Annotated in this window: 29 protein-coding genes; 14 read left to right on the forward strand and 15 right to left on the reverse strand. The window is 68.3% G+C overall.

The annotated features are described in order from the left end of the window. Positions 1 to 42: 42 nt before the first annotated feature. Genes NBT81_RS01840 through hemC form a run of 3 tightly spaced genes read right to left on the reverse strand, consistent with a single transcriptional unit; the run spans position 43 to position 3,387 of the window. Positions 43 to 1,518 carry a DHH family phosphoesterase gene (locus NBT81_RS01840; protein WP_338740641.1) on the reverse strand — a complete coding sequence of 492 codons (1,476 nt, stop codon included), beginning with the start codon at positions 1,516 to 1,518 and terminating at the stop codon, positions 43 to 45. 31 nt (positions 1,519 to 1,549) lie between these two features. Next, positions 1,550 to 2,305, reverse strand: a complete 756-nt coding sequence (locus NBT81_RS01845) for a uroporphyrinogen-III synthase (protein ID WP_338740642.1) — start codon at positions 2,303 to 2,305, stop codon at positions 1,550 to 1,552. Beyond that, the gene (gene hemC, locus NBT81_RS01850; RefSeq protein WP_338740643.1) at positions 2,302 to 3,387 is read right to left on the reverse strand and encodes a hydroxymethylbilane synthase; all 1,086 of its coding nucleotides are present in this window, start codon (positions 3,385 to 3,387) and stop codon (positions 2,302 to 2,304) included. The genes NBT81_RS01845 and hemC overlap by 4 nt, the downstream gene beginning before the upstream one ends. A 94-nt stretch (positions 3,388 to 3,481) precedes the next feature. Between hemC and NBT81_RS01855 the strand changes: the two genes are divergently transcribed. Beyond that, entirely contained in the window at positions 3,482 to 4,591 is a 1,110-nt protein-coding gene (locus NBT81_RS01855) for a nitrilase-related carbon-nitrogen hydrolase (RefSeq protein ID WP_338740644.1), read from the forward strand. 7 nt (positions 4,592 to 4,598) lie between these two features. On the opposite strand, the gene hemL is transcribed toward NBT81_RS01855, so the two are convergent. The 3 genes from hemL to hemB form a co-directional block, all read right to left on the reverse strand. Next, positions 4,599 to 5,933, reverse strand: coding sequence for a glutamate-1-semialdehyde 2,1-aminomutase (gene hemL, locus NBT81_RS01860; protein ID WP_338740645.1), 1,335 nt, complete (start codon positions 5,931 to 5,933; stop codon positions 4,599 to 4,601). A gap of 94 nt (positions 5,934 to 6,027) precedes the next feature. After that, a complete protein-coding gene (locus tag NBT81_RS01865) occupies positions 6,028 to 7,680 on the reverse strand; it encodes an ammonium transporter (RefSeq protein ID WP_338740646.1) in 1,653 nt (550 codons plus the stop codon). Between the two features lie 299 nt (positions 7,681 to 7,979). Continuing rightward, positions 7,980 to 8,960: a porphobilinogen synthase gene (gene hemB / locus NBT81_RS01870; RefSeq protein WP_338740647.1), complete on the reverse strand. Its 981-nt coding sequence runs from the start codon at positions 8,958 to 8,960 to the stop codon at positions 7,980 to 7,982. A gap of 63 nt (positions 8,961 to 9,023) precedes the next feature. On the opposite strand from hemB, the gene NBT81_RS01875 reads away from it, so the two are divergent. Next, positions 9,024 to 9,572 carry a DedA family protein gene (locus NBT81_RS01875; protein WP_338740648.1) on the forward strand — a complete coding sequence of 183 codons (549 nt, stop codon included), beginning with the start codon at positions 9,024 to 9,026 and terminating at the stop codon, positions 9,570 to 9,572. A 15-nt stretch (positions 9,573 to 9,587) separates the two neighbouring features. On the opposite strand, the gene NBT81_RS01880 is transcribed toward NBT81_RS01875, so the two are convergent. Together NBT81_RS01880 and NBT81_RS01885 are read right to left on the reverse strand one after the other, a co-directional pair. Next, complete coding sequence (locus NBT81_RS01880; protein ID WP_338740649.1) at positions 9,588 to 9,752, reverse strand: DUF6757 family protein; 165 nt, start codon at positions 9,750 to 9,752, stop codon at positions 9,588 to 9,590. Positions 9,753 to 9,777: 25 nt separating this feature from the next. After that, positions 9,778 to 10,569 carry a PHP domain-containing protein gene (locus tag NBT81_RS01885; RefSeq protein ID WP_338740650.1) on the reverse strand — a complete coding sequence of 264 codons (792 nt, stop codon included), beginning with the start codon at positions 10,567 to 10,569 and terminating at the stop codon, positions 9,778 to 9,780. Positions 10,570 to 10,729: 160 nt separating this feature from the next. On the opposite strand from NBT81_RS01885, the gene NBT81_RS01890 reads away from it, so the two are divergent. After that, positions 10,730 to 11,014: a DUF5789 family protein gene (locus tag NBT81_RS01890; RefSeq protein ID WP_338740651.1), complete on the forward strand. Its 285-nt coding sequence runs from the start codon at positions 10,730 to 10,732 to the stop codon at positions 11,012 to 11,014. Here NBT81_RS01890 and NBT81_RS01895 read toward each other — a convergent pair. Continuing rightward, positions 11,011 to 12,012, reverse strand: coding sequence for a DUF5784 family protein (locus NBT81_RS01895; protein ID WP_338740652.1), 1,002 nt, complete (start codon positions 12,010 to 12,012; stop codon positions 11,011 to 11,013). The genes NBT81_RS01890 and NBT81_RS01895 overlap by 4 nt on opposite strands. A gap of 98 nt (positions 12,013 to 12,110) precedes the next feature. On the opposite strand from NBT81_RS01895, the gene NBT81_RS01900 reads away from it, so the two are divergent. From NBT81_RS01900 to NBT81_RS01915, 4 genes are all read left to right on the forward strand, one after another. Continuing rightward, positions 12,111 to 12,281, forward strand: a complete 171-nt coding sequence (locus NBT81_RS01900) for a DUF5786 family protein (protein ID WP_338740653.1) — start codon at positions 12,111 to 12,113, stop codon at positions 12,279 to 12,281. 154 nt (positions 12,282 to 12,435) lie between these two features. Then, a complete protein-coding gene (locus NBT81_RS01905; RefSeq protein ID WP_338740654.1) occupies positions 12,436 to 12,645 on the forward strand; it encodes a DUF7561 family protein in 210 nt (69 codons plus the stop codon). Positions 12,646 to 12,674: 29 nt separating this feature from the next. Continuing rightward, the gene (locus tag NBT81_RS01910; RefSeq protein ID WP_338740655.1) at positions 12,675 to 14,498 is read left to right on the forward strand and encodes an ATP-dependent DNA helicase; all 1,824 of its coding nucleotides are present in this window, start codon (positions 12,675 to 12,677) and stop codon (positions 14,496 to 14,498) included. Between the two features lie 140 nt (positions 14,499 to 14,638). Then, the gene (locus NBT81_RS01915; RefSeq protein WP_425498711.1) at positions 14,639 to 14,821 is read left to right on the forward strand and encodes a DUF7317 family protein; all 183 of its coding nucleotides are present in this window, start codon (positions 14,639 to 14,641) and stop codon (positions 14,819 to 14,821) included. On the opposite strand, the gene NBT81_RS01920 is transcribed toward NBT81_RS01915, so the two are convergent. Together NBT81_RS01920 and NBT81_RS01925 are read right to left on the reverse strand one after the other, a co-directional pair. Then, positions 14,818 to 15,924 (reverse strand): 60S ribosomal export protein NMD3, encoded by a 1,107-nt coding sequence (locus tag NBT81_RS01920; protein WP_338740658.1) that lies wholly within the window; start codon positions 15,922 to 15,924, stop codon positions 14,818 to 14,820. The two genes, NBT81_RS01915 and NBT81_RS01920, sit on opposite strands and share 4 nt — an antisense overlap. A gap of 112 nt (positions 15,925 to 16,036) precedes the next feature. Beyond that, positions 16,037 to 16,261 (reverse strand): hypothetical protein, encoded by a 225-nt coding sequence (locus NBT81_RS01925; RefSeq protein ID WP_338740659.1) that lies wholly within the window; start codon positions 16,259 to 16,261, stop codon positions 16,037 to 16,039. Between the two features lie 136 nt (positions 16,262 to 16,397). Here NBT81_RS01925 and htpX point away from each other — a divergent pair, with 136 nt between their 5' ends. From htpX to NBT81_RS01950, 5 genes are all read left to right on the forward strand, one after another. Beyond that, positions 16,398 to 17,270, forward strand: coding sequence for a zinc metalloprotease HtpX (gene htpX, locus NBT81_RS01930; RefSeq protein WP_338740660.1), 873 nt, complete (start codon positions 16,398 to 16,400; stop codon positions 17,268 to 17,270). Further along, positions 17,270 to 17,881, forward strand: coding sequence for a PspA-associated protein PspAB (pspAB, locus tag NBT81_RS01935; RefSeq protein WP_338740662.1), 612 nt, complete (start codon positions 17,270 to 17,272; stop codon positions 17,879 to 17,881). Before htpX ends, pspAB begins: the two co-directional genes overlap by 1 nt. Positions 17,882 to 18,001: 120 nt before the next feature. Beyond that, positions 18,002 to 19,033 carry a DNA repair and recombination protein RadA gene (radA, locus tag NBT81_RS01940; RefSeq protein ID WP_338740664.1) on the forward strand — a complete coding sequence of 344 codons (1,032 nt, stop codon included), beginning with the start codon at positions 18,002 to 18,004 and terminating at the stop codon, positions 19,031 to 19,033. Between the two features lie 96 nt (positions 19,034 to 19,129). Next, on the forward strand, positions 19,130 to 20,272 hold the full coding sequence (locus tag NBT81_RS01945) for an FAD/NAD(P)-binding oxidoreductase (protein ID WP_338740665.1): 1,143 nt from the start codon (positions 19,130 to 19,132) through the stop codon (positions 20,270 to 20,272). Between the two features lies 1 nt (position 20,273). Continuing rightward, positions 20,274 to 20,702 (forward strand): DUF1641 domain-containing protein, encoded by a 429-nt coding sequence (locus NBT81_RS01950; RefSeq protein WP_338740666.1) that lies wholly within the window; start codon positions 20,274 to 20,276, stop codon positions 20,700 to 20,702. Position 20,703: 1 nt separating this feature from the next. Here the strand turns inward: NBT81_RS01950 and sufU are convergent, their stop codons facing one another. The 3 genes from sufU to NBT81_RS01965 all read right to left on the reverse strand — a co-directional run bounded on the left by sufU (position 20,704) and on the right by NBT81_RS01965 (position 23,286). Continuing rightward, positions 20,704 to 21,123, reverse strand: a complete 420-nt coding sequence (gene sufU, locus NBT81_RS01955) for a Fe-S cluster assembly sulfur transfer protein SufU (protein ID WP_338740667.1) — start codon at positions 21,121 to 21,123, stop codon at positions 20,704 to 20,706. A 48-nt stretch (positions 21,124 to 21,171) separates the two neighbouring features. Next, positions 21,172 to 22,161 (reverse strand): transcription initiation factor IIB, encoded by a 990-nt coding sequence (locus NBT81_RS01960; RefSeq protein ID WP_338740668.1) that lies wholly within the window; start codon positions 22,159 to 22,161, stop codon positions 21,172 to 21,174. A gap of 381 nt (positions 22,162 to 22,542) precedes the next feature. Further along, positions 22,543 to 23,286, reverse strand: a complete 744-nt coding sequence (locus NBT81_RS01965) for a DNA polymerase sliding clamp (RefSeq protein ID WP_338740670.1) — start codon at positions 23,284 to 23,286, stop codon at positions 22,543 to 22,545. Positions 23,287 to 23,434: 148 nt separating this feature from the next. Here NBT81_RS01965 and NBT81_RS01970 point away from each other — a divergent pair, with 148 nt between their 5' ends. Further along, positions 23,435 to 23,668 (forward strand): DUF2249 domain-containing protein, encoded by a 234-nt coding sequence (locus tag NBT81_RS01970; RefSeq protein WP_338740672.1) that lies wholly within the window; start codon positions 23,435 to 23,437, stop codon positions 23,666 to 23,668. Positions 23,669 to 23,680: 12 nt separating this feature from the next. On the opposite strand, the gene NBT81_RS01975 is transcribed toward NBT81_RS01970, so the two are convergent. After that, entirely contained in the window at positions 23,681 to 24,730 is a 1,050-nt protein-coding gene (locus NBT81_RS01975) for a DUF2249 domain-containing protein (RefSeq protein ID WP_338740673.1), read from the reverse strand. A 91-nt stretch (positions 24,731 to 24,821) separates the two neighbouring features. Here NBT81_RS01975 and NBT81_RS01980 point away from each other — a divergent pair, with 91 nt between their 5' ends. Then, complete coding sequence (locus NBT81_RS01980) at positions 24,822 to 25,850, forward strand: LLM class flavin-dependent oxidoreductase (protein WP_338740674.1); 1,029 nt, start codon at positions 24,822 to 24,824, stop codon at positions 25,848 to 25,850. Positions 25,851 to 25,880: the final 30 nt, after the last annotated feature.

The following is a 25,880-nucleotide window of genomic DNA, read 5'->3' on the forward strand; positions in this document are numbered from 1 at the left end:
TACTCCGCACGCTCAGGTAAGCGTTGAGCCGTACGTGTTCGCCTACAACTGGTCGGCGACGGCGTCGTCCGCGGCCTCGACGAACGCCGTCCGTGTCCCCGCCGGGATGGTCGCTCCCGCGGCGACGTCGTGGCCCCCGCCGTCGCCGCCGACCGACCGTGCGGCCTCCCGCATCACCGCCGAGAGGTCCAGTCCCTGCCGGACGAGGGTGTGAGGGGCACGCGAGGACACCTTCACCGCCTCGTCCTCGTCGTGTTCCGAGGAGCGTGGCTCCTCGCCCGCCGACGCGAACGCGACGATGGGTCTGTCGGCCCGCACGCCGTCGGTTCCGAGCGCCATCCCGGCGACGATGCCGACGATGGTCTCCCGCACCTTCGTCCCGGCGTCGAACCACTGGAGGTTGTCCTCGACGGTCACGCCCTCCGATTTCACGAGGTCTAACCCCTCCGAGAGGTTCTTGCGGTGGTTCCGGAGGAGCGTCCGCGCGCGGTCGAGGGCGTCGCCCCGGTCGCCCAGACACACCGCCAGCCCAACGTCGGCGCGGTCGTAGCGCGCCGTCGCGTTCAGCAGCGTCGAGAACTCGCTTACGTCCCTGAGTTCCGTCCCCACCTCCTCCCGGGTGAGGGTGTAGGTCGTCCCGATCAGGTCGTTCACCCCCTCGGCGGGGACGCCGCTCGCGACCGCTCGCTTGAGGAGGGCGCTCGCGACCGTCCGCCGGTCGTCGTCCGCGAGGTCGACCCAGCGTTTCCACTCGCCATCACCGGACTGCGTCCGGTTGTTCGAGGAACGGCGTTTCTCGCCATCCTCGCGGAGGTCGGCGTCTAGCTCCGCCAGAAACGACACCGTGCCGCTCTCGTCGCCGGTGATCCCCGGGATCCGCACGTCGCTCGCGTACTGCAGCAGTTTCGGCAACGGTCGGGTCTGCCGGCCGTACATCGCCAGGTCCGTCCCTTCGGCGAGGACGCCGGCCTCGATCCCCTCCGTGACGATCCCCTCGTTGGCTCCGGTGAGGCCGTCGCTCCCGCCCTGCATGTCGCCGACGGCACCGACGACCGCAAGCCCGGCGAGGTCGCGGTTGTCGACGCCGTCGGGTTCGAGTGCGCGGGCGACGGCGTAGGTCGCGCCCGCCCCGGAGAGTTCGCTCGCGCCGTTTAGCCCCTCCAGCAGGGGGTTGCAGTGGTACTCCGTCTCCGCGTCCGCCGGCTGGTGGTGGTCGGCGATCACCGGGGTGAACGCGTCGTCGTACTCGACGATGATGTCGAGTTGCCCGCTCCCGAAGTCGGTGAAGAAGGCCGTCTCGTGGTCGGTCGCCGCGACCTCCCGGATGGCCGCCTCGTCGAGTTGTTTCTCGAAGACCGCGTCGAACGGAATCCCGGCGCGTTCGAGCGCCGTCGCCGCGATGGCTGCGCTCGTCAACCCGTCGGCGTCGATGTGCGAGGAAAGCAGCACGGAGTCGGCTCGGCGGAGGCGGTCGGCACACGCCTCGGCCCGCGCGTCGAGTTCGGGGACGGGTCCCATCGGCCGGGAGTGGGTCGTCACCGCTGATAAATCATCGGTCGGCGTCGAGCGCCGCGACCGTCTCGCGGGCCAGCGTCTCGAACGTCGCCTCCGTGGCCACTACGTCGACGTCGATCCCGTGGGACGCGGCCGTCTCGCGGGTCGGGTCGCCGATGACGCCGACGACCGCCGCGTTCAGCCCTCGGACGGCGGCGTCCCGGACTCCTCGCTTGGCCGCGGCCTCGAGGAAGTGCTCGACCGTCAGCGACGAGGTGAAGCAGGCGGCGTCGAGGTCGCCCGCGGCGGCGGCCTCGGTCGAGTGGCCCGATCCGGCCGGGCGGACCAGCCGGTAGAGAACCGTCTCGTCGACGGTCGCGCCAGCGTCCCGGAGGCCGTCGAGCAGGACCGGACTGCCGTGGTCGCTGCGGGCCACTTCGACGGTCGCGCCAGCCGCACGGTCGGCGAGCGCCTCGACCAGCCCGGTCGACGAGAACTCCTCGGGCACCAGATCCACCGCGTAGCCCGCCGCTTCGAGCGCGTCGGCGGTCTTCGGCCCGATGGCGACGACCGTCGCCGTCCCCGGCTCCCAGTCGTCGGCGACGAGTTCCGCGCCGGTCTTGCTCGTGAACACGACGTAATCGGCGTCCACGGGCCGGTCGCCGGTCGGTTCGACCGCGAGCATCGGGTCGGCGACAGGGTCGGCCCCGAGTTCTTCGAGGAGGGAGCGGGCGGTCGCCAGTCGCTCGTCGTCGGGGCGGAAGACGGCCACGTGCGGCCGATCCTCACGCTCACGCTCGCGCTCGCTCACTCCTCGGCCTCCTCGCGTGCGCGGTCGATCAACTCGGCCGCCCCAGCCTCCCGGAGGTCGGCTGCCAGCGACGCGGCGGCGTCGGCGTGGTCCTCGACCGGCAGGTTGGCCGTCCGCTCGACCGTCTCGGTCCCGTCCAGCGACAACACCTGCACGACGACGTGGACGTACTCCCCCTGGACGACGGCGTAGACGCCGATGGGGGCGATACAGCCACCGCCGAGTTCCGCGAGGATCGTCCGCTCGACGGTCGTCTCGACCCGGGTGACGGGGTCGTCTACCGCGTTGCGGATCGTCTCGACTGCCTCGGTCCCCGCCCGGGCCGTCACCGCGATGGCCCCCTGTCCCGGCGAGGGGACGAACCGCTCTTTGGGGAGGCGGACGGTCCCGACCCTCTCCAGCAGGCCGCTCCGTGCCAGCCCCGCCTCCGCGAGGACGACGGCGTCGTACTCCGTCTCGACCGTCCGCTCCAGTGCCCGCCGTTCGAGTTCGCTCAGCGCGTCGAACCACTCCTGTGCCGACCGGTCGAACGCGTCCGGGTGTTCCCCTTCCGCCTCGTCTTCGGCGTCCAGCCGCTGCTGGTGTTCGCGCTGGAGGTTCGGCGCGAGCAGTTTCTCCAGCCGTGTGTCGACGTTGCCCCGGAGCGGTTCGACCGTCAGGTCGGATCGTTCGGCCCGTAACTGTGCGCCTCGACGGAGCGACGACGTGCCGACGGTGGCTCCCTCCGGGAGGTCCTCCAGGGCCACGCCGTCGCGGGTCACCAGAACGTCGCCCGCCTGCTCGCGGTCCGGCACGCCGGCGACCACCAACTCCGGCGGCGACTCCGTGGGCATGTCCTTCATCGAGTGGACGGCGGCGTCGACGTCGCCGTCGAGGACTCGTTCGTCGAGTGCCCGGACGAACGCCCCGGTCTTCCCGAGGCGGTGGATGAGTTCGTCACGGATCTCGTCGCCGCGGGTCGACACCTCGACCGTCTCGACCGTGCGGCGTCGCCCCGCCAACCGGTCGCTGACGCTCGCGGTCTGCCGGAGGGCGAGGTCGGACCCGCGCGTCGCTAGTCGTATGCTCCCGCGCGTGTTCATACTCGGACCGTCGCTCCCGAGGGTGAAAAGCGCACCAGTTCCGTCCCTTCCGAGAGGGGAACCTATTCCTCGCGGACCGGTGTAGCCGGGCACGATGTCGAGGATACCCAAGTACAACGCGGTCGGCCTCTCCCCGACGGTGTGGGGGGTCGAGGAGCGAAGCGACATCGAGACCAACTTGGAGCACATCCACGAGGCGCTCTCGGCGGCCACGTGGCTCAGCGGGTTGGAACTCCCGGTCAAACTCGCTGTGCTTCCGGAAGGTGCGCTGCAGGGGTTCACCGACGAGGTGTTCGACATGGACCACGCGACCTACCGCGAGGAGATCGCGATAGACATCCCCGGCCCCGAGACGGAGACCCTCGGGGAGTACGCCAAGGAGTTCGAGACGTTCATCGTCGCCTCCGCCAAGGAGAAGGCCCCGGAGTACGACGAGAAGTTCTACAACACCGCGTTCGTGATCGACCCCGACGGCGACGTGATCCACACCCACCGGAAGGTGACTCCCCTGTTGCCCGTCGAGCGGTCGGTGTCGCCCCACGACGTCTGGGACGACTGGACGGACCGTCACGGCGACGACCTCGACGACATCTTCCCCGTCGTCGACACCGAGATCGGACGGATCGGCATCTCGCTGGCCATCGAAGGCGCGTATCCGGAGTACGTCCGCGGGCTCGCGATGAACGGCGCGGAAATCGTCTGCCGAATCGCGTGTCCGGAGCCGCTCGTGGCGAACGATAGCTGGGAGATCCAGAACCGCGCGCGCGCCCTCGACAACACCTGCTACGTCGTCGCGCCGAACCTGGGCACCTACTACGTCAGCCCGGACGCCGACACGCCCGTCGACACCTTCGGCGGCGGGTCGATGGTCGTCGATCACAAGGGGTCGATCCTCGCCGAACACGCCTACGGCGCCGGCTCCTCGTACTGTGCGGCGACGATAGACGTCGAGGGGCTCCGCGAGTTCCGCACCTCCTCGCCGCTGACCAACTGGATCAAGGACCTCCGTACCGAGTTGATCCGCCCCATCTACGACCGGGAGATCTACCCGAAGAACCTGTGGCTCGACCGCCAGCCGGTGGACCACGAGACGTACGCCGAGGAGGTGACCGAGACACAGATCGAGAAGATGGTCGAGGCGGGGATCTTCGTCCCCCCGTACCACGAGCGCGAGGGCGGCGACGGCGACTGCGACGCGGTGTGAGCCGTCCCTACAGCGTCTCCTGATACGCGTCGATCGTCCGCTGGACGTCCGCCTCCGTGTGGGCGTAGCTCACGAACTGCGCCTCGAACTGGTTGGCGGTGAGGAAGATCCCTCGATCTTTCATCTCCTGCCAGAACACCCGCTCCCAGCGGTTCGTCTCGGCGGCGGCCACGTCCGCACCCGTCTTCGGACAGGCGTCGTAGTTGGGACAGTCCTCGCGCTGTCGACAGCCCGCCTCACAGCGTCCCTCGCCCCCCCGACCGTCGCGGGTGAAGACCGTCTTGAAGATGCTCCCCGTGCCGACGACGGTGTACTCCGGGGCTCGCTCTTCCAGCACGTCGGTGATCCCCGCGCGCAACCGCTCGCCGAGCGCGTCGACGTGGTCGTACACGTCGTTCTCGGCGGCGTAACGCAACGTTTCGAGCCCGGCGGCCATCGTCACCGGGTGGCCCGAGAAGGTGCCCGACTGGAACACGTCGCCGCCGGGCGTGAACTGCTCGACGATTTCGGCCGGCCCGCCGACCGCCCCGACCGGGAACCCCCCTCCGACGATCTTGCCGAGCGTCGTCAGGTCGGGCGTGACGCCGAACTCGCTCTGGGCACACCCCAGACCCCCGACCCGGAAGCCGGTGATGACCTCGTCGAAGATCAAAAGCGAGCCGTACTCGTCACAGAGTTCCCGCAGCGTCTCGTGGAAGCCCTCGACCGGCATCACGACGCCCATGTTCCCGAGGACGGGTTCCGTGAGGACCGCCGCGATGTCGCCGCCGTGTTCCTCGAACACGTCTGCGACGGTGTCGGCGTCGTTGAACGGGACGGGGATGGTGTGCTCGGCGAAGGAGTCGGGGATGCCGGGCGAGGAGGGTGTGGCCCCGTCGGGCCCGCCATCGACGAGTGTCGACTCCTGTGCGCCGTGGTAGCCACCCTGCATGACGACGATCTTGTCGCGACCGGTGTACGCCCGCGCCAGGCGGACCGCCGACACCGTCGCCTCGGTGCCGGAGTTGACAAAGCGCAGCATCTCCACCGAGGGGACGTGCCGGGCGACGAATTCCGCGAGGTCGACCTCCACCTCCGTCGGCGCGCCGTACATCGGTCCGGAACTGGCGTGTGACTGGATCGCCGCCTCCACCGGGTCGGGGAGGTCGTGGCCGTACAGCAGGGGCCCGTACCCCATCACGTAGTCGAGATACCGGTTGCCGTCGGCGTCGATGACGTACGCGCCGTCGCCGTCCTCGACGAAGAAGGGGTACGGCATCGACGCGCGGACCGACGAGTTGACGCCGCCGGCCAGCACCGACAGCGCGCGGTCGTACAGCGCCCGTGATTCGTCGTGGGTCATACTCACGGCTGCGTGCCACTGCGGAAAGAATGTACTGGGTCGCGTCGAAAGGAGCCACACCGCTGGTGCTCGAACCGGTCGCCGCCTTGCCGACTCAGACCGCGTCGGGACCCTCCTTGCCCGTGCGGACCTGGATCGCGTCGTCGATGGGCATGATGAAGATCTTGCCGTCGCCGGGTTCGCCCGTGTTGGCCCCCTCGCGGATGGCCTCGGCCACGTCGCGGGCAGGCACGTCGGCGACGACACACTCGATTTTCACCTTCTGGTGGAGGTCGACCGTGTACTCCTCGCCGCGCCACTGGCCCTTCTTGGCGGGCTGGGAGCCCCGGCCGGAGACGTTGGTCACGGTGATCGATGGCGCGCCGACCTCGGCGATGGCCTGTTTCACGTCGCCCAGTTTCTCCGGGCGGATCATCGCGACGACCATCTTGATCTCGCGGTCGTCCTCGCCGCCGTCGGTCCGGATCTCCGGGCCGCCGTCGGGCACCGCTTCGGGTTGATCGCCGAACTCGGGGTAGGTGTCGACGCCGTGCTCGGCGACGTCGAGTCCCTCACGCTCGTGGTCGGGCGAGACGCGAGCCTGCCCGATGGCCTTCAGGCCACCGAACACGAGCGCGGTCGAGACGATGGTCCACGCGCCGATGACGGTGACGCTGACGACCTGTGCGAGCAGGACCTGCGTCGAGAACCCGTTGATCGAGACGAACGGAAGCAGCACCGCCCCCATGGCGCCCGCACTCCCGTGGACGGGGTAGACGGCACAGACGTCGTCGATCTTGAGGTTCCGCTCGACGAATTTGAAGACGATGGGGAGTTGACCGCCGGCCAGCAGCCCGACGACGAGGGCACCCCACCACGTCGAGAGGTTGGTGATGCTGGTGATACCGACCAGGCCGGCGAGCATCCCGTTGGCGACGTAGAGGGTGTCGACCTTCTGGGTCTGCAGCAGCGAGACGCCGGCAGCGCCGATAGCCCCCGCACCCATCGCCAGCGTCGTCGTCAGCGCCACGCGGCCGACGGTGTCGGCGAAGGCACCGAGGGCGACCGAGCCCTCCTCGACGACGAACACCGAGGCGGCCGTGCCGACGTTGAACCCGTACCAGCCGAAACAGAGGATGAGCGTCCCCAGTACGGCGAAGGTCATCGAGTGACCCGGGATGACGTTCGACGAGCCGTCGTCGTTGTAGCGATCCATCCGCGGGCCGAGGACCCACGCCGCCGTGAGCCCGGCGATGCCGCCCATCCCGTGGACGATCATCCCCCCGGCGAAGTCACCGAAGCCGACGCCGAGGACGGTCGAGAGGTAGCCGCCGCCCCACGTCAGCCCCGTCACGACGGGGTAGATGACCGCCGAGAGGACGACGGTGTACGTGACGTACGCGCGGAGTTTCGCGCGCCCAGCCACGGCCCCGCTGACGATGGTCGCCGCGGTCATGGCGAACACCGCGCCGAAGAGCCAGCCGATCCACACGTCGGAGCCGCCGGTGATGTAACCGAACGGGTCCGACGCGCCGCCGACCATGCCGGAAACGCCCGCGCCGATCAGGAAGTAGACGATGACGCCGATACTCCAGGTCAGCATGTTCTTGGTCAACTGGTTCGCCACGTTCTTCGAGCGCACCTGCCCCGCCTCCAGCATGGCGAAGCCGGCGTGCATGAAGAAGATCAGGAAGGTGACGGTCAACACCCAGACGTTGTTGACGCCCGAGGCGAGTGCCGAGGCGTCGACCTGGAGTGCCGTCAGCATACGGTCACCTCCACGGGTGGTGTTTCGGTGTCAGTACTTGGACAGACGTTCGCGTTTTCGATTTTTTCCAGCATGCTCGTTCTCCGTATCGCGATAGTACGTAGGACAACGGCACAATATAAGGATTTGCGTTTACAAACGCTCGTATATAGTGATTAGTGTGGGTATTCGTCCGATATACTATCGAATAGATACTGTATAAGGTCGTAAAGTGGACACTCCTGCGGTTCGAACGCCCGAATAATCGAACGAACGTAGTGTCGTTGTCGCCCGGCGGTGTGGCCGCCGCTGCGCCCCGGTCAGAGGCCGCGCGCGACGTCCTCGGCGAAGTACGTGACGATCAGATCGGCCCCTGCCCGCTTGAGCGAGAGCAGGGACTCCCGCGCGACGGCGTCGAGGTCGAGCCACCCCTTCTCGGCGGCGGCGTGGAGCATCGCGTACTCGCCGCTGACGTTGTAGGCGGCGACCGGGTGGTCGAACTCCCGGCGGACGGCACTCACCACGTCGAGGTAGGGGAGGCCGGGCTTGACCATCAGGACGTCCGCGCCCTGTTCGGTGTCGAGGCGGACCTCGCGGAGCGCCTCGCGGCCGTTCGCGGGATCCATCTGGTAGTGGCGGCGGTTGCCGAAGGCGGGCGCGCCGTCGGCTGCGTCCCGGAAGGGGCCGTAGAACGCGCTCTCGTACTTCGCGGCGTAGGACATGATCGCCACGTCGGTGAAGCCGGCCTCGTCGAGGCCGTCCCGGATCGCCCCGACCATCCCGTCGGTCATGCTGGAGGGGGCGACCACGTCGGCACCGGCCTCGGCGTGGGAGACGGCGGTCCGGGCGAGGAGGTCGAGCGTCGCGTCGTTGTCGACGGTCAGCGTCGGGTCGTCGCGGGCGTCGGGTTCGAGGACCCCGCAGTGGCCGTGGTCGGTGTACTCGCAGAGACAGACGTCCGTGATCACCGTCGCGCCGGTCTCGGCGGTGATCGCCCGCGTCGCCCGCTGGACGACGCCGTCCTCGGCCCAGGCGCGGCTTCCCTCCGAGTCCTTCGACTCGGGGATGCCGAACAGCATCACGGCCTCGACGCCCGTCGCCAACACCTCCTCGACGCGGTCGACCGCGTCGGCGACGGGCACCCGTTCGTGACCGGGCATCGACTCGATGGGCACTCGCTCGTCGGTCGTCGCGTCGACGAACACGGGGGCGACGAGGTCGGTCGCCTCGAGGTCGGTTTCGCTGACCAGCGAGCGGACGCCGTCGCGGCGCAGTCGTCGCGGTCGGTCGCGGTGGGTCATCGTCGGTGGCCTCGGTCGGAACGGACAAAATCCCGTCGTTCCCCGCGTCGTGACGCAATAGATATGATCCTCGACGCCCCACGTCGGAGCGTGTTCACCCCGCTCCAGATCGCACAGCTCCCCACCGACCTCCGCGAGTTGCTCGCGACGGACTACGGGCTCTTGGTCCTCCTTGGCGTGTTCGTCCTCGAGGGGGCGATGCTCCTCTACGTCGTCCCGAGCGAACTCGTGGTGCCGGGCGCACTCGCCCTGCTCGGTGGCTCCGTCGAGACTGTCGTCGCCGTCGTCGCCGTCGCCGTCGTCGGCGCGACCGTCGGCCAGTACGCGCTGTTCTCGGTGACGAAGCGTGTCGGCCGGGAGCGCCTCCTCCGGTCCCGCTGGTTCCGCGTCAGCGACGACGCGTTGGCCCGCTTCGAGGGTTGGTTCGACCGGTGGGGGCCGGTGGTCGTTCCCCTGACCAACACGCTCCTGTTCACGCGCGGCATGGTGACCGTCCCCGCCGGATTGGCCGACATGGACGACCGGCAGTTCGTCCTCCTGTCGGCGCTGGGCACGCTCTCCTTCCAGTCGATCCTCGCCGGCCTGTATCTCTGGTTCGGCACCGTGCTGTAGGACGGGAAAAGAGCGCTACTCCGTGCGGTCGATGTCGATCCTCTCGCGGAGTGCCGCGAGGTCGTCGGATTCCGCGAGTTCCTCCAGACGCTCGCGGAAGTGGTTCTCGCAGAGGCCAACCCGGATTCCCTCCTTCTCCGCGGCGTAGGCGGCCTCGCGATCACAGTAGTGGCAGTTCATACCCCCGATACGGGCTCCCTCCCGTTTAACCCTGCGCATCCGGCAGACGTGCCGCGATGCGGCCGTACGCCTCGGTCGAGAGGCCGGCGATCCCGAGGCGATCGTCGTGGGCGTCGCTCCCCCCGGTCGCCAGCAGACTGTGATCCTCGATCACCCGGTCGAGTCGCGTCTCGTCGACCGGGTCGTCGTAGGGGTAGTACCGTTCGACCGCGTCGAGTCCGGTCGCGAGGTCGAGTGCGGCCTCGGTGTCGGCGTACCGGAACGGGTGAGCGAGCGACACCACCGAACACGCCGTCGAGAGGAGGGTCACCCCTCGCTCGACCGGCGGCACCGCCCGCGAGACGTAGCACGGACCGTCGTCGCCGATCAGTCGGTCGAACGCGCCGTCGTAGTCGCAGTCGGCGTCGCTCTCGTCGACCGCGCGGGCGACGTGTGGTCGGCCGACCCCCGGTTCGAACGACACGTCGAGGTCGACACCCAGTCGTGTCTCGATCCGCTCGGTCATGCGGTGGGCCCGGCTCACCCGGTCGGCCTGAATCCGGTCGAGTTCGGCTCGCAACTCCGGCGTCTCCTCGACGCCGTAACCGAGGAGATCGACCCGGCCCGTCGCCGTCTCGACCTGCAGTTCGATCCCCCGGATCACCGTCACGCCGTCCCGGACGGTCACGGGCGCGTCCAGTTCCGGGTGAATGCGGTCGTGGTCGGTGATCGCGACGGTCTCGACACCGGCCCGCCGTGCGGCCGCCGGCACGTCCCGGAGGGACAACCGGCCGTCGGAGACCGTCGTGTGTACGTGCAGGTCGGCAACCACGCCCATACCGTCCCCTCTCGATCCCCGACGATATGGTTTGCGCCGATTGGCCCGTGGTTCCACCCCTAGTGAGACGCATCCTCAATTAAGGATGATTATACATTTCGCTCTGTTTAAGGTCGTACATGGAAAACCATTATAGTTATCGACCGTGTGGAATACGATGATGAAGTTCAACGGCACTGGCGAAATGATCGACGCCCTCGAGTACCCGACGACCACCGACGAAATCATCGACGAGCACGGTCAACACGAGATCGAACTCCAGCGCGGGACCGAACGCGTCGGCGACGTCCTCGACCGACTGGCGACGGAGGAGTTCGAGACTCCCGAGGAAGTCCGTCTCTCCGTTCGCTCGGCGGTCGGACACAAGGCGATCGGTCGGCGCTTCTACAGCGACCGCGACCCGACGGCGCTCGGCGAGTCGGGGCCGACGCCGCTGTCGCTCTAGTCTAGGACCGACTCCAGATCCAGCGGCACCGAGCCTTTGGTGTATCCCGCCGTTCTCCCGTTCGGCCGCATCCGGTAGACCACCGCAGGTCGGTGGCCCACGTCCGGTCGCTCGTCGGCGACGGCCAACCAGTCGTCGTCCGGGAACGACGAGCAGTCGACGAAGAGGACGACCCCGCCCGCGTGGGCGGCTAGCTGTCCGTCGGTCTTCGTCTTCGCGGTGTCCCGAACCGCCGCACTCGGGGTTCCGGCGGAGCGGCGATTCGGCGGTAGGGGCCGCGTCACCTCCACGAGCGGCTGTTCGCCCCCCTCGCTCCGTGCCTTGAAGTCGATCGAGTGACCGGTCGTCACCTCGATCTCCGGTTCGACGTCGTAGCCGGCGTCGACGAGGAGCTTCGCCGTGTTGAACTCGCCCATCGTCGCCGCCATCCGCGTCAGGTCGAGGCGTTCGGAGGTGCCGAGTTTGCTCGCCATCGTCTCCCGGTCGTCGTCGAGGACGCCCTCGGTGAGGAAGGACTCGTAGAACGCGAGGACGTCGTCCCGGTCGGCGTCGGGGAAGCCCGCCTCGTGGTCCGCGAAGAAGTCGCGTGTCGTCCACCGGCCGTCCTTCGAGAGGAAGACGGGGAGGAAGAACCACGAGAGGTGGGGGTACTCCGCCAGCCACGGCGACTGTTCGAACAGTTCGGCGCGGAGTTCGCGCTCGGCCCAGTCGGAGACGCTCTCGGGCACCTCGTGGAAGCCGTACTTGTCGGTTCGCCAGAGAGGCCGGGGCGTCTCCGTGTTGCCCAGCCAGTAGCCGTCGTCGTCGGACCAACAGAAGAGGGCGGTGTCGCCGTTGTCGACGTCGAACCGCCGGGCGTCGTACCCCTCGGGCGGTTTGAACCACGGTCGGCTGCTGGTCGCGCCGAGGTTGGCGTCCAGCGGTTCGAACACCTCGGCTCGGACCTTGCCGTCGGTCCAGCGGCCGGGGGCGTGTCGGAAGCGAAGGGGTCGTGCCACGACCACCCTACGTCGCCGGACGGTTTACGCGTTCCGCGTCGAACACGACTGAACGTCCGTTACATATATATTCGGAGGTTTCCAAGTCACAACGTACCATGTCAATGGGTGCCTATGACGAGGACGAGCACGAACGCCGCGCGAAGAAGACCGGGCAGGTCGACACGGAGTTCGACGACGACCGCTCGGAGTATCGGGGGACCCTCTCCTACGAGTCGGGCGACTCTACCGAGGCGCTCCTGAGCCAGTTCAAGCAACTACAGGAGTGACTGCCTCGCAGTCACGGGCCGTCGCTCTCCGCCCGGAGCAGTAGCGTCGTCGCCGGCGACGGCAGTCGCGCACTCCGGCCGTCGCCCGGCATCCGGTCGACCGGCCGCCCGCCGACCCGCACCTCTTTCCGTCTCGACCTGTTCGATTCGACCGATGAGTTCCGACCCCTGTGACGGCTGTGGGACGGACGTTCCCGTCGCCGGCGGCGCCGGGAACTTCTGGACGTTCGAGGCGGAGTCGACCGGCGGGATCACGCTCGAACTCGCCGACGGTACGGAGCACTTCCTCTGTTTCGACTGTATCGAGCGCCTCCCCGACGACCGCGACGTGACCGCCGACGACGTGGCGGCGCTGTCCGAATAGTTTACCTGCGGCGGCCGGCAGGAGTCACCGTGGACCCCGACCGCATCCGTCCGTCCTTTCCCGCCCCGACGTTCCGCGGCAATCAAGAGGCCGCCCTCGACGCCATCCGGGACGCCTTCGCCGCGGGCAACGATGTCGTGTTGGTCCGCGCGCCCACGGGGAGCGGGAAGTCCTTGCTGGCCCGCGCCGTCGCCGGGGCGGCCCGCACGCCCGAGGAGGTCGATCCGGCCGACGCGACCGGCGCGTACTACACCACGCCGCAGGTGTCTCAACTCGACGACGTGGCCGAAGACGACCTGCTCGACGACCTCAACGTAATCCGGGGGAAGAGCAACTACACCTGCATCCTGCCCGACGAGACGACGACGCCCGTGGATCGCGCCCCCTGTGCCCGCGAGTCGGGGTACGACTGCACGGTACAGCACCGCTGTCCCTACTACGCCGACCGCGCCGTCGCCTCGAACCGATCCATCGCTGCGATGACGCTCGCGTACTTCATGCAGACCGCCGGCTCGGAGGTGTTCGGCCGGCGCGACGTGGTCGTCATCGACGAGGCCCACGGCCTCGCGGAGTGGGCCGAGATGTACGCCACCGTCGACCTACGGCCGTCGACCGTCCCCGTCTGGGACGACGTTGGCGTCCCCGACGTGACCGCGGCCGACGACCCGGTCGACCGGACCGCGCGGTTCGCCGAGACGCTCGCCGGCGTCTGCGAGCGGGCGGCGGGGGACCTGACCGCGAGCGACGACCTCACGCCCGCCGAGGCCGCCCGCCGCGACCGACTCCAGGAGCTCCGGTCGGAACTCCAGTGGTTCGTCTCCGACTACCGCGATCCCACGAGCGCGACGACGTGGGTCGTCGACCAACCCGACGGCGAGGGGACGGCGATCACCATCAAGCCACTCGACCCCGAGCGCTACCTCCACCACACCGTCTGGGACCGGGGGAACAAGTTCGCGCTCCTGTCGGCGACCATCCTCGACAAGGCGGCGTTCTGTCGGGGCGTCGGCCTCGACCCCGCGAACGTCGCCCTTGTCGACGTGCCCCACACGTTCCCCCTCGACAATCGCCCACTGTACGACGTAACCCAGGGGAAGATGACCTACGAGCACCGCGACGACACCCTCCCCGACGTGGCCCGACTGCTCGTCAGACTGCTGGCTCGTCACGCCGACGAGAAGGGACTGGTCCACTGTCACTCCTACGCGATCCAAGAGCGACTGGCCGACCGACTGGCCGACTTCGGCGTCGACGCCCGGGTCCACACCCACGACCGCGAGGACCGCGACCGGGCGCTCGAGGACTGGAAGGCGACCGACGACCCCGACGTGTTCCTCTCGGTGAAGATGGAGGAAGCGCTCGATCTGCGCGGCGATCTGGCGCGCTGGCAGGTGCTCTGTAAGGCCCCCTACCTCAACACGTCGGACTCGCGGGTCGCCCGCCGCCTCGAGGAGGGGCAGTGGGCGTGGTACTACCGGACCGCGCTCCGGACGGTGATCCAAGCCGCGGGGCGGATCGTCCGCGCGCCGGACGACCACGGCGCGACCTACCTCGCGGATTCGAGCCTGCTCGACCTGTTCGACCGCGCCCGGGGCGACATGCCGGACTGGTTCGCCGACGCCGTGGACCGGTCGACTCGCCCCGACCTCCCCGCCTTCGACCCCGAGGCGGCGCTCGTGGCGGTCGACGCGACGCCCGATTCCGGCGCAGGTCGGCAGTCTCGGTCGCGATCCCGGTCGACCGGGTCGACGGCTGCTCCCACGACGCGGGACGCGACGGACGACTCCGGGGCGAGTGCCGACGGGGACGACGCCCCGGACGACCACCCGCTCTCGGACGTGTGGGGCGAGTGACCGTGACATCCACACCCGTGCGTAGCGTACTCTGCGGGTCTGCTACGGTGGGCTGGGGGTCTATCCCACGCAACCCTTACCCCCGCTCGACGCCTATCGCAGACCACGCCCCGATGGTCACGAACTCCTTCAGAACGGCGTTGACTCTGTACCGCAGCGGAACCCTCTCGCTCTCGCAGGCGGCGCGACACGCCGGCTGTTCGGAGGCGGCGATGGCGGCGGCGCTCGGAGCGGACGGCGCGCCCACGCCCTCCAAGAGCGCACGTGACGGCATCGACGCACCCGCGGCGGGCGGGCGCCCCGGACCGGCCGGCGCGGACTAGTCGGGCAGGACGAACAGGCCGGTCCGCGTCTTGACGACGGGTGTCGTCTCGGCGTCGGGATCGAAGAAGTCCGGTCTGGGGATCGTCTCGGCGGCGTACGTCTCGGGATCGAGCACCTGCACCGCGTGGTCGTCCTCGACGGCGACGACCGTCGTCTCGACGGCGTCGTCGCGGGTCGCCACCCGCCGGGCGTCCGACTCCTCCTCGTCGAACGGTGCCTCGTAGTCCTCGCCCGTGGTCAGGCGGACGCCCTTCAGGTTCCCGCTGACGCTCCGGACGAGGACGGGCCCGTCGCCGTCCTCGGGATCGATCACGTCGCCGGGCGTGAACGCCGGGAGCCGAACCGCGTACGTGACCCGGTACACCTCGTTGCCGTCGCCGTCCTCCGTGACGAGGGTGGGGTAGCTCTCGACGCTCCCCCCGAGTTCGCGGACGATGCGGCGGGACACCTCCTCGCCGAGGCCGTTCGTCGACAGTTTCACGTCCGGGCCGTCGTCGGTCTCTTTCACCTCGGTGACGAAGGCCTCGCGGTCGCCGTCGCCCTCCTTGTCGGCGATGTGGGACTCGGCGATCTCGACGGCGCGGCTCCGCTCCTCGGGCGTCGGCGTCCGGTCGACCGCCCGCACCTGCACGGTGCTCGCGTAGTAGCCGCCGGCGATGCGGCCACACCGGTCGCAGGTACCCCGCGAGATCTTCACCGGGACGACCACCGTCTCCTCCAAGGGCGTCTCGCGGATCACGCCCGTGAACTGGCAGTGCATCCGGATCGTGTTCTCGTCGACCTGTTCGGGGTCGACCGCCCACGTGACGTCCCGGGCGTCGACGTGGACGCCGAGGGCCTCGCTCACCTCGTCGACGGCGACGTCGGTGTAGTCGCGGGCCTCGACGTCCACCCAGCGGTTCCCGCGGCGGACCGCACCGCACCCAGAACAGACCAGTACCTCGATCCGGTCGGGTGCGTCGACGAGGTCGAAGTCCTCGAAGTAGCAGGCGTCACAGAGGCGGCGGTCCCGGTCGCGGGGCGCGCCCGGCAACGGCTCGGGGCGTGCCGGCACCGGATCGCCACAGCGGGGACAGAACTCCCGGGAGTCGGCGTCGCTCATTACGTGACCGGAGTGGGTCAGCGGGGTTAAGTTCCGCGAATGGGCCGTTCGGTGCCCGCGTCCCGTTCGTGCCGACGGTCGGCCGTGGCGCGCTACGATCCGCTTCCGTCGGTCAGGCCTCGGTCAGCGTGAAGTCGAACGTGATCCTGTTGCATTTCCCACACTCCAACAGATACTGCCCGTCCGGATCGATCTCGTCGTCGCACGTGTCACATACCATGGTGTCCCCGTCCAGCGTGACCCGTCCGCCGCCGGCAGGACAGTGGTGGTGGTACCGGTGTTCGTTCGACAGCGAGTCGCCGCATTTCGGGCACGTTCCCTCAGCGATCACGGCCATGTTGCGTGGCAATAGATCACAGTGAACAAATAATCTATCGGGCTTCGCTCGGGGCGTCCGCTCGGCCGCGACCGGGCGATTCGGGGCGCAACTGTGTGTCGACAGGGTTTATTCCGCCCGGCGAGTACTACCGACCATGCAGTGGAAACCCGACTGGGGGCTTCGGGGTCGGATGGTCTTGACGATGTTCCTGCTGTTCGTCCTCTACATCGTCTTCGTCGCCATCCTCTGGCAGTATGCGGGGCTGTTCTTCGCCGTCGCCCTGATGGGGCTGTTCTCGCTGGGACAGTTCTTCTTCAGCGACCGACTCGCGCTGTACAGCATGGGCGCGAGACGCGTCGACGCCGACGAGTACCCCCGCCTGCACGCCATGGTCGACCGCCTCTGTCAGCAGGCCGACCTCCCGAAACCCGACGTCGCCGTCGCGGACACGACGATGCCGAACGCCTTCGCCGCCGGCCGCTCGCAGAAGAACTCGACGGTCTGTGTCACCGAGGGCCTCCTCCGCACCCTCGACGAGGAGGAACTCGAGGGCGTGATGGCCCACGAACTCGCCCACGTCAAAAACCGGGACGTGATGGTGATGACGATCGCCTCCTTCCTCTCGACGCTCGCGTTCATGGTCGTGCGGTGGGGGTGGCTGTTCGGCGGCGGGCGCAACCGTCAGGGCGGGGGTGGTGTCGTCGTGGCCATCGTCGTCTCGCTGGTCGTCTGGATCGTTTCGTTCTTCCTCGTCCGGGCGCTCTCGCGGTACCGCGAGTACGCCGCAGACCGGGGAGCCGCCGCGATCACCGGTCGGCCGTCGGCGCTCGCGTCCGCGCTGTTGAAGATCTCGGGTCGCATGGACGACGTGCCCGACCGGGACCTCCGCGAGCAGTCGGAGATGAACGCCTTCTTCGTCATCCCACTCCGGAGCGGCGTCGTCGGCCGCCTGTTCTCGACGCACCCGCCCACGGAGAAACGCGTCGACCGCCTGCGCGACCTCGAAGGCGAGATGGAACGCCGATGATGGGCCTGCTCGATTCGCTCCGATCGGTGCTCGGCGTCCGGACCGACGCCGACGCGACCCGCGACGCCGACCCCGAGGACCTGTTCGGCATGAGCACCGCCTACGTCACCATGGAGGCCGACCTCGACTTCGTCCCCGTCGACGCCGCGGCGCTCTGTTTCTCCTCGGTCGACAGCACCGACTTCGACACGACGGTCGACGACGTCGAGGAGATCCTCCGGGCGGGCGAAGCGGAGACTGGCACGACGTTCTACCGCCACGAGGACGACCACGGCTACCGCTGGGTCGTCCTCGAGGACGACGACCCCGAGGATCTGGTGACGAGCGTCCACTTCGCCGCCGACACGTTCGTCGAACGGGGGTACGGCTCCCGACTGCTGGCTGCCGTCTTCGGGTTCGAACGCGCCCGCGACGGGACGCGCGCCTACTGGCTCTACTCCTTCCGGCGGGGGGCGTACTACCCCTTCGTCCCGACGGGCGACCACGAACGCGACAACCGACTGGAGTTCAAACTCCAGTCCGTCCTCGACGGCGAACTCGACGTGGAGGACGACGAGAACTACTGGTATCCGCTGTGGCCCGGCGACGACGGCGGCCACCCGTGGACGTAGCGCGCCACCGCGGATGAATCCCCGTGGCCCCGTGTGATCGGTCACCGTGCCGTCCCGTCTTTTCACTTTCACCTTGGTGTTAACGAGGCTTTATGTACGGAGGGGCACAAGCCGAGTCACATGGCAGAAGACGACCTCGAGGACCTCCCCGGCGTGGGACCGGCGACGGCGGACAAACTGGTGGACTCCGGCTTCGAAAGCTACCAGAGCATCGCGGTGGCCAGCCCCGCGGAACTCTCCAACACGGCCGACATCGGCGAGTCGACGGCGAGCGACATCATCAACGCGGCCCGCGAGGCGGCGGACGTCGGCGGGTTCGAGAGCGGGGCGGCCGTGCTCGAACGCCGCGAACAGATCGGCAAACTCACGTGGAACGTCCCGGAAGTCGACGAACTCCTCGGCGGCGGCGTCGAGACCCAGTCGATCACCGAGGTGTACGGCGAGTTCGGCGCGGGCAAGTCCCAGGTCACCCACCAACTCTCGGTCAACGTCCAGTTGCCCAAGGAGCACGGTGGCCTCCGGGGGAGTGCCATCTTCGTCGACAGCGAGGACACGTTCCGGCCCGAACGCATCGACGACATGGTCCGGGGCCTCGACGACGAGACCATCCAGGCGACGATGGACGACCGCGGTATCGAGGGCTCGCCCGACGACGAGGAGGCGATGGAGGCACTCGTCACCGACGTCCTCGACAAGATTCACGTCGCGAAGGCGTTCAACTCCAACCACCAGATCCTGCTCGCCGAGAAGGCGAAGGACCTCGCGAGCGAACACGAGGACAGCGAGTGGCCGGTCCGCCTGCTCAACGTCGACTCGCTGACAGCCCACTTCCGCGCCGAGTACGTCGGCCGCGGGGAACTCGCTGACCGCCAGCAGAAACTCAACAAACACCTCCACGACCTGATGCGCATCGGTGACCTCTACAACGCCGCCGTCCTCGTGACCAACCAGGTCGCCTCCAACCCCGACTCCTACTTCGGCGATCCGACCCAGCCCATCGGCGGCAACATCCTCGGCCACACCTCCACGTTCCGGATGTATCTCCGCAAGTCCAAGGGCGACAAGCGGATCGTCCGCCTCGTCGACGCGCCGAACCTCGCCGACGGCGAGGCCGTGATGCGGGTACAGAACGCGGGACTCGTCCCCGAGTAACGACTCTCGCCGACGTCGCGTGTCGGTCCCATAGTATTGGAACCGAAGAACAATTTTACCACCCTCCGGTGCGTTGTCGAGAACGGTGATAACTCAATGACAACCCGTATCGCCGTCGTCGGTGGCGGCACCGGCGGCACGGTCCTCGCCAACAAACTCACGTCGAAACTCGCCGCGGAACTCGACGCGGACGAGGTGAAGGTGATCCTGATCGACGAGACGGGGACCCACGTCTACAAGCCAGTCTGGCTCTACGTCGCGTTCGGCCGGGCTGACCCGTCCGAGGGACTGCGACCGCTCGATGACCTCCTCGACCGTCGGGTTCGGCTCCGGACGAGCCGGGTGACCGACGTGGACACGGCTGGCAAGCGACTGACTCTCGGAGACGGCGAGACGCTCGAGTACGATCACTTGGTCCTCGCGACCGGGGCACGTCTGGTCCCCGACCGCGTCCCCGGACTCGCCGAGGGCGCTCACGACTTCTACAGCGCGGACGGGGCCGAACGCCTCCGCGACGCCCTCGCGGACTTCTCCGGCGGCCGTCTCGTCCTGTCAGTCGCTGGCATGCCGCACATGTGCCCGGCCGCACCGGTGGAGTTCTCCTTGATGGTCGAGGACTGGCTTCGCGACCGGGGCCTGCGCGAGGCCAGTGAGGTGGTCTACACCGCATCGACCGAGCGGTCGCACAAACTCCCGCCCGTCGCCGACTGGACGGACGAGCGGTTCGACGCCCGTGGCATCGAGGCCCACACCGACTTCGCCGTCGAACGGGTCGCCCCGGACGAGCGGACGCTCCACGCGGCGGACGGCCGGGCACTCGACTACGACCTGCTCGTGACCATCCCGCCACACGCGGGCGTCGGCCTCGTGGCCGACGCGGGACTGGGCGACGACGGCTGGGTCGAGACCGACTCCCGAACGCTGGAGGCGGCCCATGCCGAGGACGTGTACGCCATCGGCGACACGACCGACATCGAACGGCCGATGGCCGGCAGCGTCGCCCACTACCAGGCGGGGACGGTCGCCGACCGCATCGCCGCCAGCGTTCGCGGACACACGCCGACTGCGACCTACGACGGCAAGGTGCTCTGCTTCCTCGAAGCCGGCCTGGACGAGGCGACGTTCGTCTCCTTCGACTACGACTCCCTCCCCGATCTGCGCGAGGAGTCGAAACTCGTCCACTGGGCGAAGGGGGCGTACAACGAGTCGTACTGGCTGACTGCACGGGGGTTGATCTGAGATGAACGCCGACGACGAGGCGTCGAAGACGGCGGCCGACGCCCCAGACGACGCGCTGGCGGCCGCCATCGCCGAGGACCCCGAGGCCGTGGCGGCGTTCGTTCAGCGCCTCGACGACGTGAACGAACTGCTCGACGTGTTGGCCCTCGCAACCGAGGCGGCCGACGACGAGATGGTGTCGTCGGTGGCGGGCACCGCCGGATCGCTCGGCGAACTGGCCGACGAGGCCGCGGAGCCGGAAACGGTTCGGGGGGCGCGGACGCTCCTGCGAGCGCTCGGCGACGCGGGCGATCCCGACACGACCTATCGTGGTGTGGGTTCGCTCGGACTACTGCGGGCGCTTCGCGATCCGGAGGTCAAGCGAGGGCTGGCGTTTCTGGTGGCGCTCGCGCGGGGAATCGGTCGGGAACTGGATCGACAGGACCGCTGAATCACTCCTCGGTCGTCGTCTCCTCGATCTCCAACTCTCCCTCGTGGATCTTCGCGCCGTCCTGGACGACCTTCTCCGCGAGGACAGCACACTTGATCCGCATGGGGCTGATGTCGACGCCCAGCATCTCCACCACGTCGTCCCGGTCCATCTCGCCGAGTTCGTCGAGCGTGGTGCCGGGGAGTCGCTCGGTCAGCATGCTCGCGCTCGCCTGACTGATGGCACAGCCGTCGCCGGAGAAGCTGACGTAGTCGATGGTTTCGCCGTCGTCGTCGAGGCGTACGTCGATCTTGATCGTGTCGCCACACGACGGGTTCTCGCCGACGTGAGAGAACGTCGGATCATCGAGTTCCCCGTGATTCCGGGGGTTCTTGTAGTGATCGAGGATCTGCTGTCGGTACATATCCGAGCCCATACCCATAGTTGCGTCCGGGTAGGGTACTGTCGAGTAAAAGGATTCCGGGCCGGCTCAGGCCGGCACGGCCCGTTCGTCTCCTTCGTAGGCCTCGAGCAGTTCGCGGTAGCGGTTCCGGATCGTCACTTCCGAGATGTCCGCCACCTCGCTCACCTGCTTCTGGGTGACCTCCTCGTTGGTGAGCAGCGGCGCGGCGTAGACGGCCGCGGCGGCGAGGCCGACGGGGTTCTTGCCGCTGTGGACACCCCGGTTCTTGGCGGCCTCGAGCATCTCGCGGGCCAGTCGCTCGGCCTCGTCCGAGACGCCGAGTTCGGAGGCGAATCGGGTGACGTAGCTCACCGGATCCGCGGGGGCGACCTCGAGGTTGAGTTCCCGGACGACGTACCGATAGGTCCGCTTGAACTCCTCCTCGTCGACCCGGCTGACCCGGGCTACCTCGTCGATGGTTCGGGGGACGCCCACCTGTCGGGCGGCGGCGTAGAGTGCGCTGGTGGCGACGCCCTCGATCGACCGGCCGGGGAGGAGGTCGTCGGAGAGCGCGCGGCGGTAGATCACGCTCGCGGTCTCGCGGACGTTCTCGGGGAGACCCAGCGCCGACGCCATGCGATCGATCTCGCCGAGCGCCTGTCGCAGGTTTCGCTCTTGGTGGTTCTGGGTCTGGAACCGTCGGTTCCAGGTACGCAGGCGCTGCATCTTCTCGCGCTGGCGCGACGAGAGTGTCTTCCCGTAGCCGTCCCTGTCTTGCCAGTCGATGGTGGTCGACAGCCCCTTGTCGTGCATCATCTTCGTCGTCGGCGACCCGACCCGTGCCTTCTCGTCGCGTTCGGCCGCGTCGAAGGCTCGCCACTCGGGGCCGCGGTCGACTTCGTTCTCCTCGACGACGAGGCCGCAGTCGCGACAGGCCGTCTCGCCGTGTTCCTCGTCGGCGACGAGCGATCCCCCACACTCGGGGCAGCCGTGTTCGTGTTCGCGGTCGGTCGTCTCCGGCCGCGTACTCTCCCCTCGGTCCGTCTCGTCCGCCGTCCAGATGCGTGTTTCTGTCATGGTGGATAATGGATGTCACGACCGTACGGGCCGGTCCCGAACGGCGCGATTCTTCTTGACACATAGTTAGTCTTCTAAACATATAAATGCTCGGTCGAAATAGCCGAAAATACATAATATACTCGGCTATCCGGTGATTAATACTGTCATATAGTTAGAAGGAAAACGCAATTGCATATAAAGTTTCGTGTGCCGTGGCGGGCCAGTTCGCACGGTCCGTGGTTTTCCGGAGGAATTCATCGTACCGCGACCCGGCGTCGAACCCGAGCGGACTCGAACGGGACCGTCGCGACTGCCGGGTGACTCCGCACCGGGGTGACAGGCCTGTGAGGTGTGTCGTCGGGTGTGGTGGAGACGACGCGTGCCGATCCGTCCGAGGGGTTACTCGCTTTGGATGCGCGGCGCGAGCATGAACGTCACGTTCCCGAGCCCTTCGGCGAAGTCGTAGTGGAGTTTCACCGGGAACTCCTCGCCGAGTTCAACCGTCACTTCGGCGTCGCCGGGAATCGCCTTGTTCATGTCCTTCAGGTAGTCGAGCGAGAACAGCGAACTGGCCGGACCGGCGTCGAGGTCGATGAGGTCGTCGGCCCCCATCTCGAAGTCCACGTCGTCGGTGTCGCCCTCCGCTTCGATGTGGAACGTCGCGTCGTCCTCGTCGACGCGGAGGTTGATGTGGTCGGACACCATGTCGGCGGCCGTGATCCCACGGTCGAGTTGGTTCCCTTCGGCGACGATCAGCGCCGGCAGGTCGAGGTCGGGGATGTCCGGTTCCTGTCGGATGGAGTCGGGATCGATCAGCGCGAGCGTGTAGGACAGCCCGTCGATCCGGATGTGGAGTTTGCGGGTCTCTTCGTCGAGTTCGAGGTGGACGAGGTCACCGGCGTTCCCCATTCCCGCGATGTCTTCGAGACGGGAGAGGTTGACGCCGATGACGCCGCCATCGGCCTCGTAGGATTCGAACGCTGCCGCCTCCAGTGAGAGGTCGACCATCCCGACGTTCGCGGGGTCGACCGCACGGATCGCCAGGCCGTCCTCGTTGAGTCGTACCTTGCACTCGTCGACTAGCACGCTCACGGAGTCGAGGGCGTCCCGGAGCGTCGACGCGCTCACGATGGCCTTGAACATGTACGGAGTGGTACGCCCCTGGTGTTAAAAATACCCGCTGTTCGTTCGCGAGCGGGCGCGCGCGGCGCCGGCGCCGACTGCGACGGACGGCCCGGACACGAACGGGTTCGTGACAACCCACAGCCGTCCGGGACGTGTCTCGGTTGGTATGGGCGCGGAACCGACCGACGCGGACCGACGACTCGACGTCCGCGATATCGACGGCGAGCCGTTCGCTGACATCATGTCCGCTCTCGACGAGCTGGCCGCCGACGAATCGCTGTTGCTCGTGAACGGGTTCGAACCCGAACCGTTGTACGACGTGATCGAACGCCGGGGATTCGCGTACGAGACGGTCAACCCGGAACCGGGGCTGTGGTACGTCGAGGTCGAGGCCGTCTGACCGCCGACCCGATCAGAGGGGTGTCCCGTCTCGGTCGTCCGTCTCAGCTCTCCCGATCAGGACCTCGAACGCGCCGGGTTCCTGCCGTCGGTACTCCCACCGGAACGCCGGCCCCGCCTCCGCGTCGAACTGGTGGTACAGTGGCTCCGGATCGTGGTCGTTCACGAGGACGAACGCCTCCCCGGGCGCCAGCCCCTCGTACGCCTCGAAGATTGCCTCGTGACGCCGTGCAGGGGGGAGCTCGCGCACGTCCAGTTTCTCGGTCACCGACAGCGACCCCTCCGGCGGTGCCGACGGTTCCGCCGTCGCCCCGCCCGACGCGTCCCCGTTGGCCTCGTCTTCCTTCGTGATCCGAACACGACAGCGTCCCGGTTCCTCCTCGACGACCGCCCACGTGAACGACTCCCCGTACTGCTGGCGGAACTCGCGGTGTAGTGGGCGTGGTTCGTGCGGTGCGACGAGTTCCATCGTCGCCCCCTCGAGAAGGGTCCCGTACCGGTGGTGGATCGTCGGGTGACGCTCGGCTTTCGGAATCTCCCGTACGTCGAACGTCGTGTCGGCCGCGTCGTCGACCGCTCCGTCGCCGTCTCCGGTCTTGCCGATCCGGACGCGCCACTCGCCGGCTCCCTCGCTCAGGTACTCCCACTCGATCGTCTCCCCGCGCGTCGACCGCAGTTCGTGGTACAGCGGCTTCGGATCGTGATCGTTCACGAGGACGAATCCCTCGCCCGCCTCCAGCGCGTCGAACGTGCCGGTCAACTCCTCGTGGCGTCGCTGGGGCGGGAGGTCCCGCACGTCGAACGCCGGCCACTCGTCCGCGTCGAACGCCTCGCCCGTGGTGATCCGGATCTCCCGTGTCTCCGCGTCGATTCGGTCGGCCTCCCAGTCCACCCGTCGACCGCGCTCGATCCGATACCGGTCGAGGAGAGTCGCCGTCTCGACGGGGTCGGCGTCGGTGACGGCCGTCGTCGACGACTCCGGGTCGGCGTCGTCGAGGTGTTCGAAGAGGCGATCTCGGCGCTCCGCCCGTGACGCCGATCGAAGCTCCAACGTGTCCGTCATGGCGCGACGTAGTCCCAGCGTCCGGAAAGGCCCTTTCCCGAACCGCTTCGCCCGGCCAAACCGTTATCCCCCCTAGCCGCCGACCGGTGGCATGAAGCTCTCCGCCGTCGACCTCTCCCCGGTCCCCCACGGTGGCACAGCGGCCGACGCCTACGCCAACACCGTCGCGGCCGCACAGCAGGCGGAACGGCTCGGCTACTCCCGGTTCTGGGTCGCCGAACACCACGGCATGGCCGACCGACTCGCGGGGACGACCCCCGAGACGTTGCTCGGCCACCTCGCCGCCGAGACCGAGTCGATCCGCCTCGGCTCCGGAGCCGTGTTGCTCAACCACTACAGCCCGTTCAAGATCGCCGAACTGTTCGGGTCGCTGGACGCCCTCGCACCGGGCCGCATCGACGCCGGCCTCGGCCGAGCCAACGGCTCGCCGGCAGTCGACCGCGCCCTCGGGACGGAGCGGCGCGTCGAGAACCCCGACGAGGACCATGCCGAGAAACTCGAAGCCGTCGTCAACCATCTCTACGACGACTATCCGGCGGAGCACGCCTACGCCGACCTGGAGATTCCGCGGTCCGGTGCCGAACCTCCCGTCCCGTGGGCGCTCGGATCGAGTCCGTCGAGTGCAGCCATCGCCGGCGAACTCGGCCTCCCCTACTGTTTTGCCGCGTTCATCCGGCCGGGGTTCGCCGTCCGCGCCGTCGAGACCTACCGCGACCGCTTCCGGGCGTCACGGTTGGCCGGCGGCGTCGACGAACCGCGGGCGACGGTCGCGGTGAACGCGGTCTGTGCCGAGACCGACCACGACGCGGCGCGGCTCCGTGCCGTCGCCGAGGCGTCGTATCGGCGGATGCAACGCGGCGTCGTCGGGACCCACCCCACCGTCGAGGAAGCCATCGAGGAACTGGGTGAGGTCCCCGACCCGACGCCCGCGACGCTCGACGCCGACGAGTGGCCGCGGGCCATCTCCGGGAGTCCGGAGACACTCGCCGGCCTCCTCGACCAACTGGCCGACCGCGTCGGCGTCGCCGAGGTGATGATACAGCACGTCGTCGGCGACCACGAGGACGCGCTCCGCTCTCACGAACTGCTCGCCCAGGGTGTCGGGCTGGACGGGCGCTGACGGGAACTGCGGTGCGTCACGTCTATCAGC

Source organism: Haloplanus sp. CK5-1, from assembly GCF_037201915.1.
In the GTDB taxonomy this organism is placed as follows: Archaea; Halobacteriota; Halobacteria; order Halobacteriales; family Haloferacaceae; genus Haloplanus; species Haloplanus salilacus.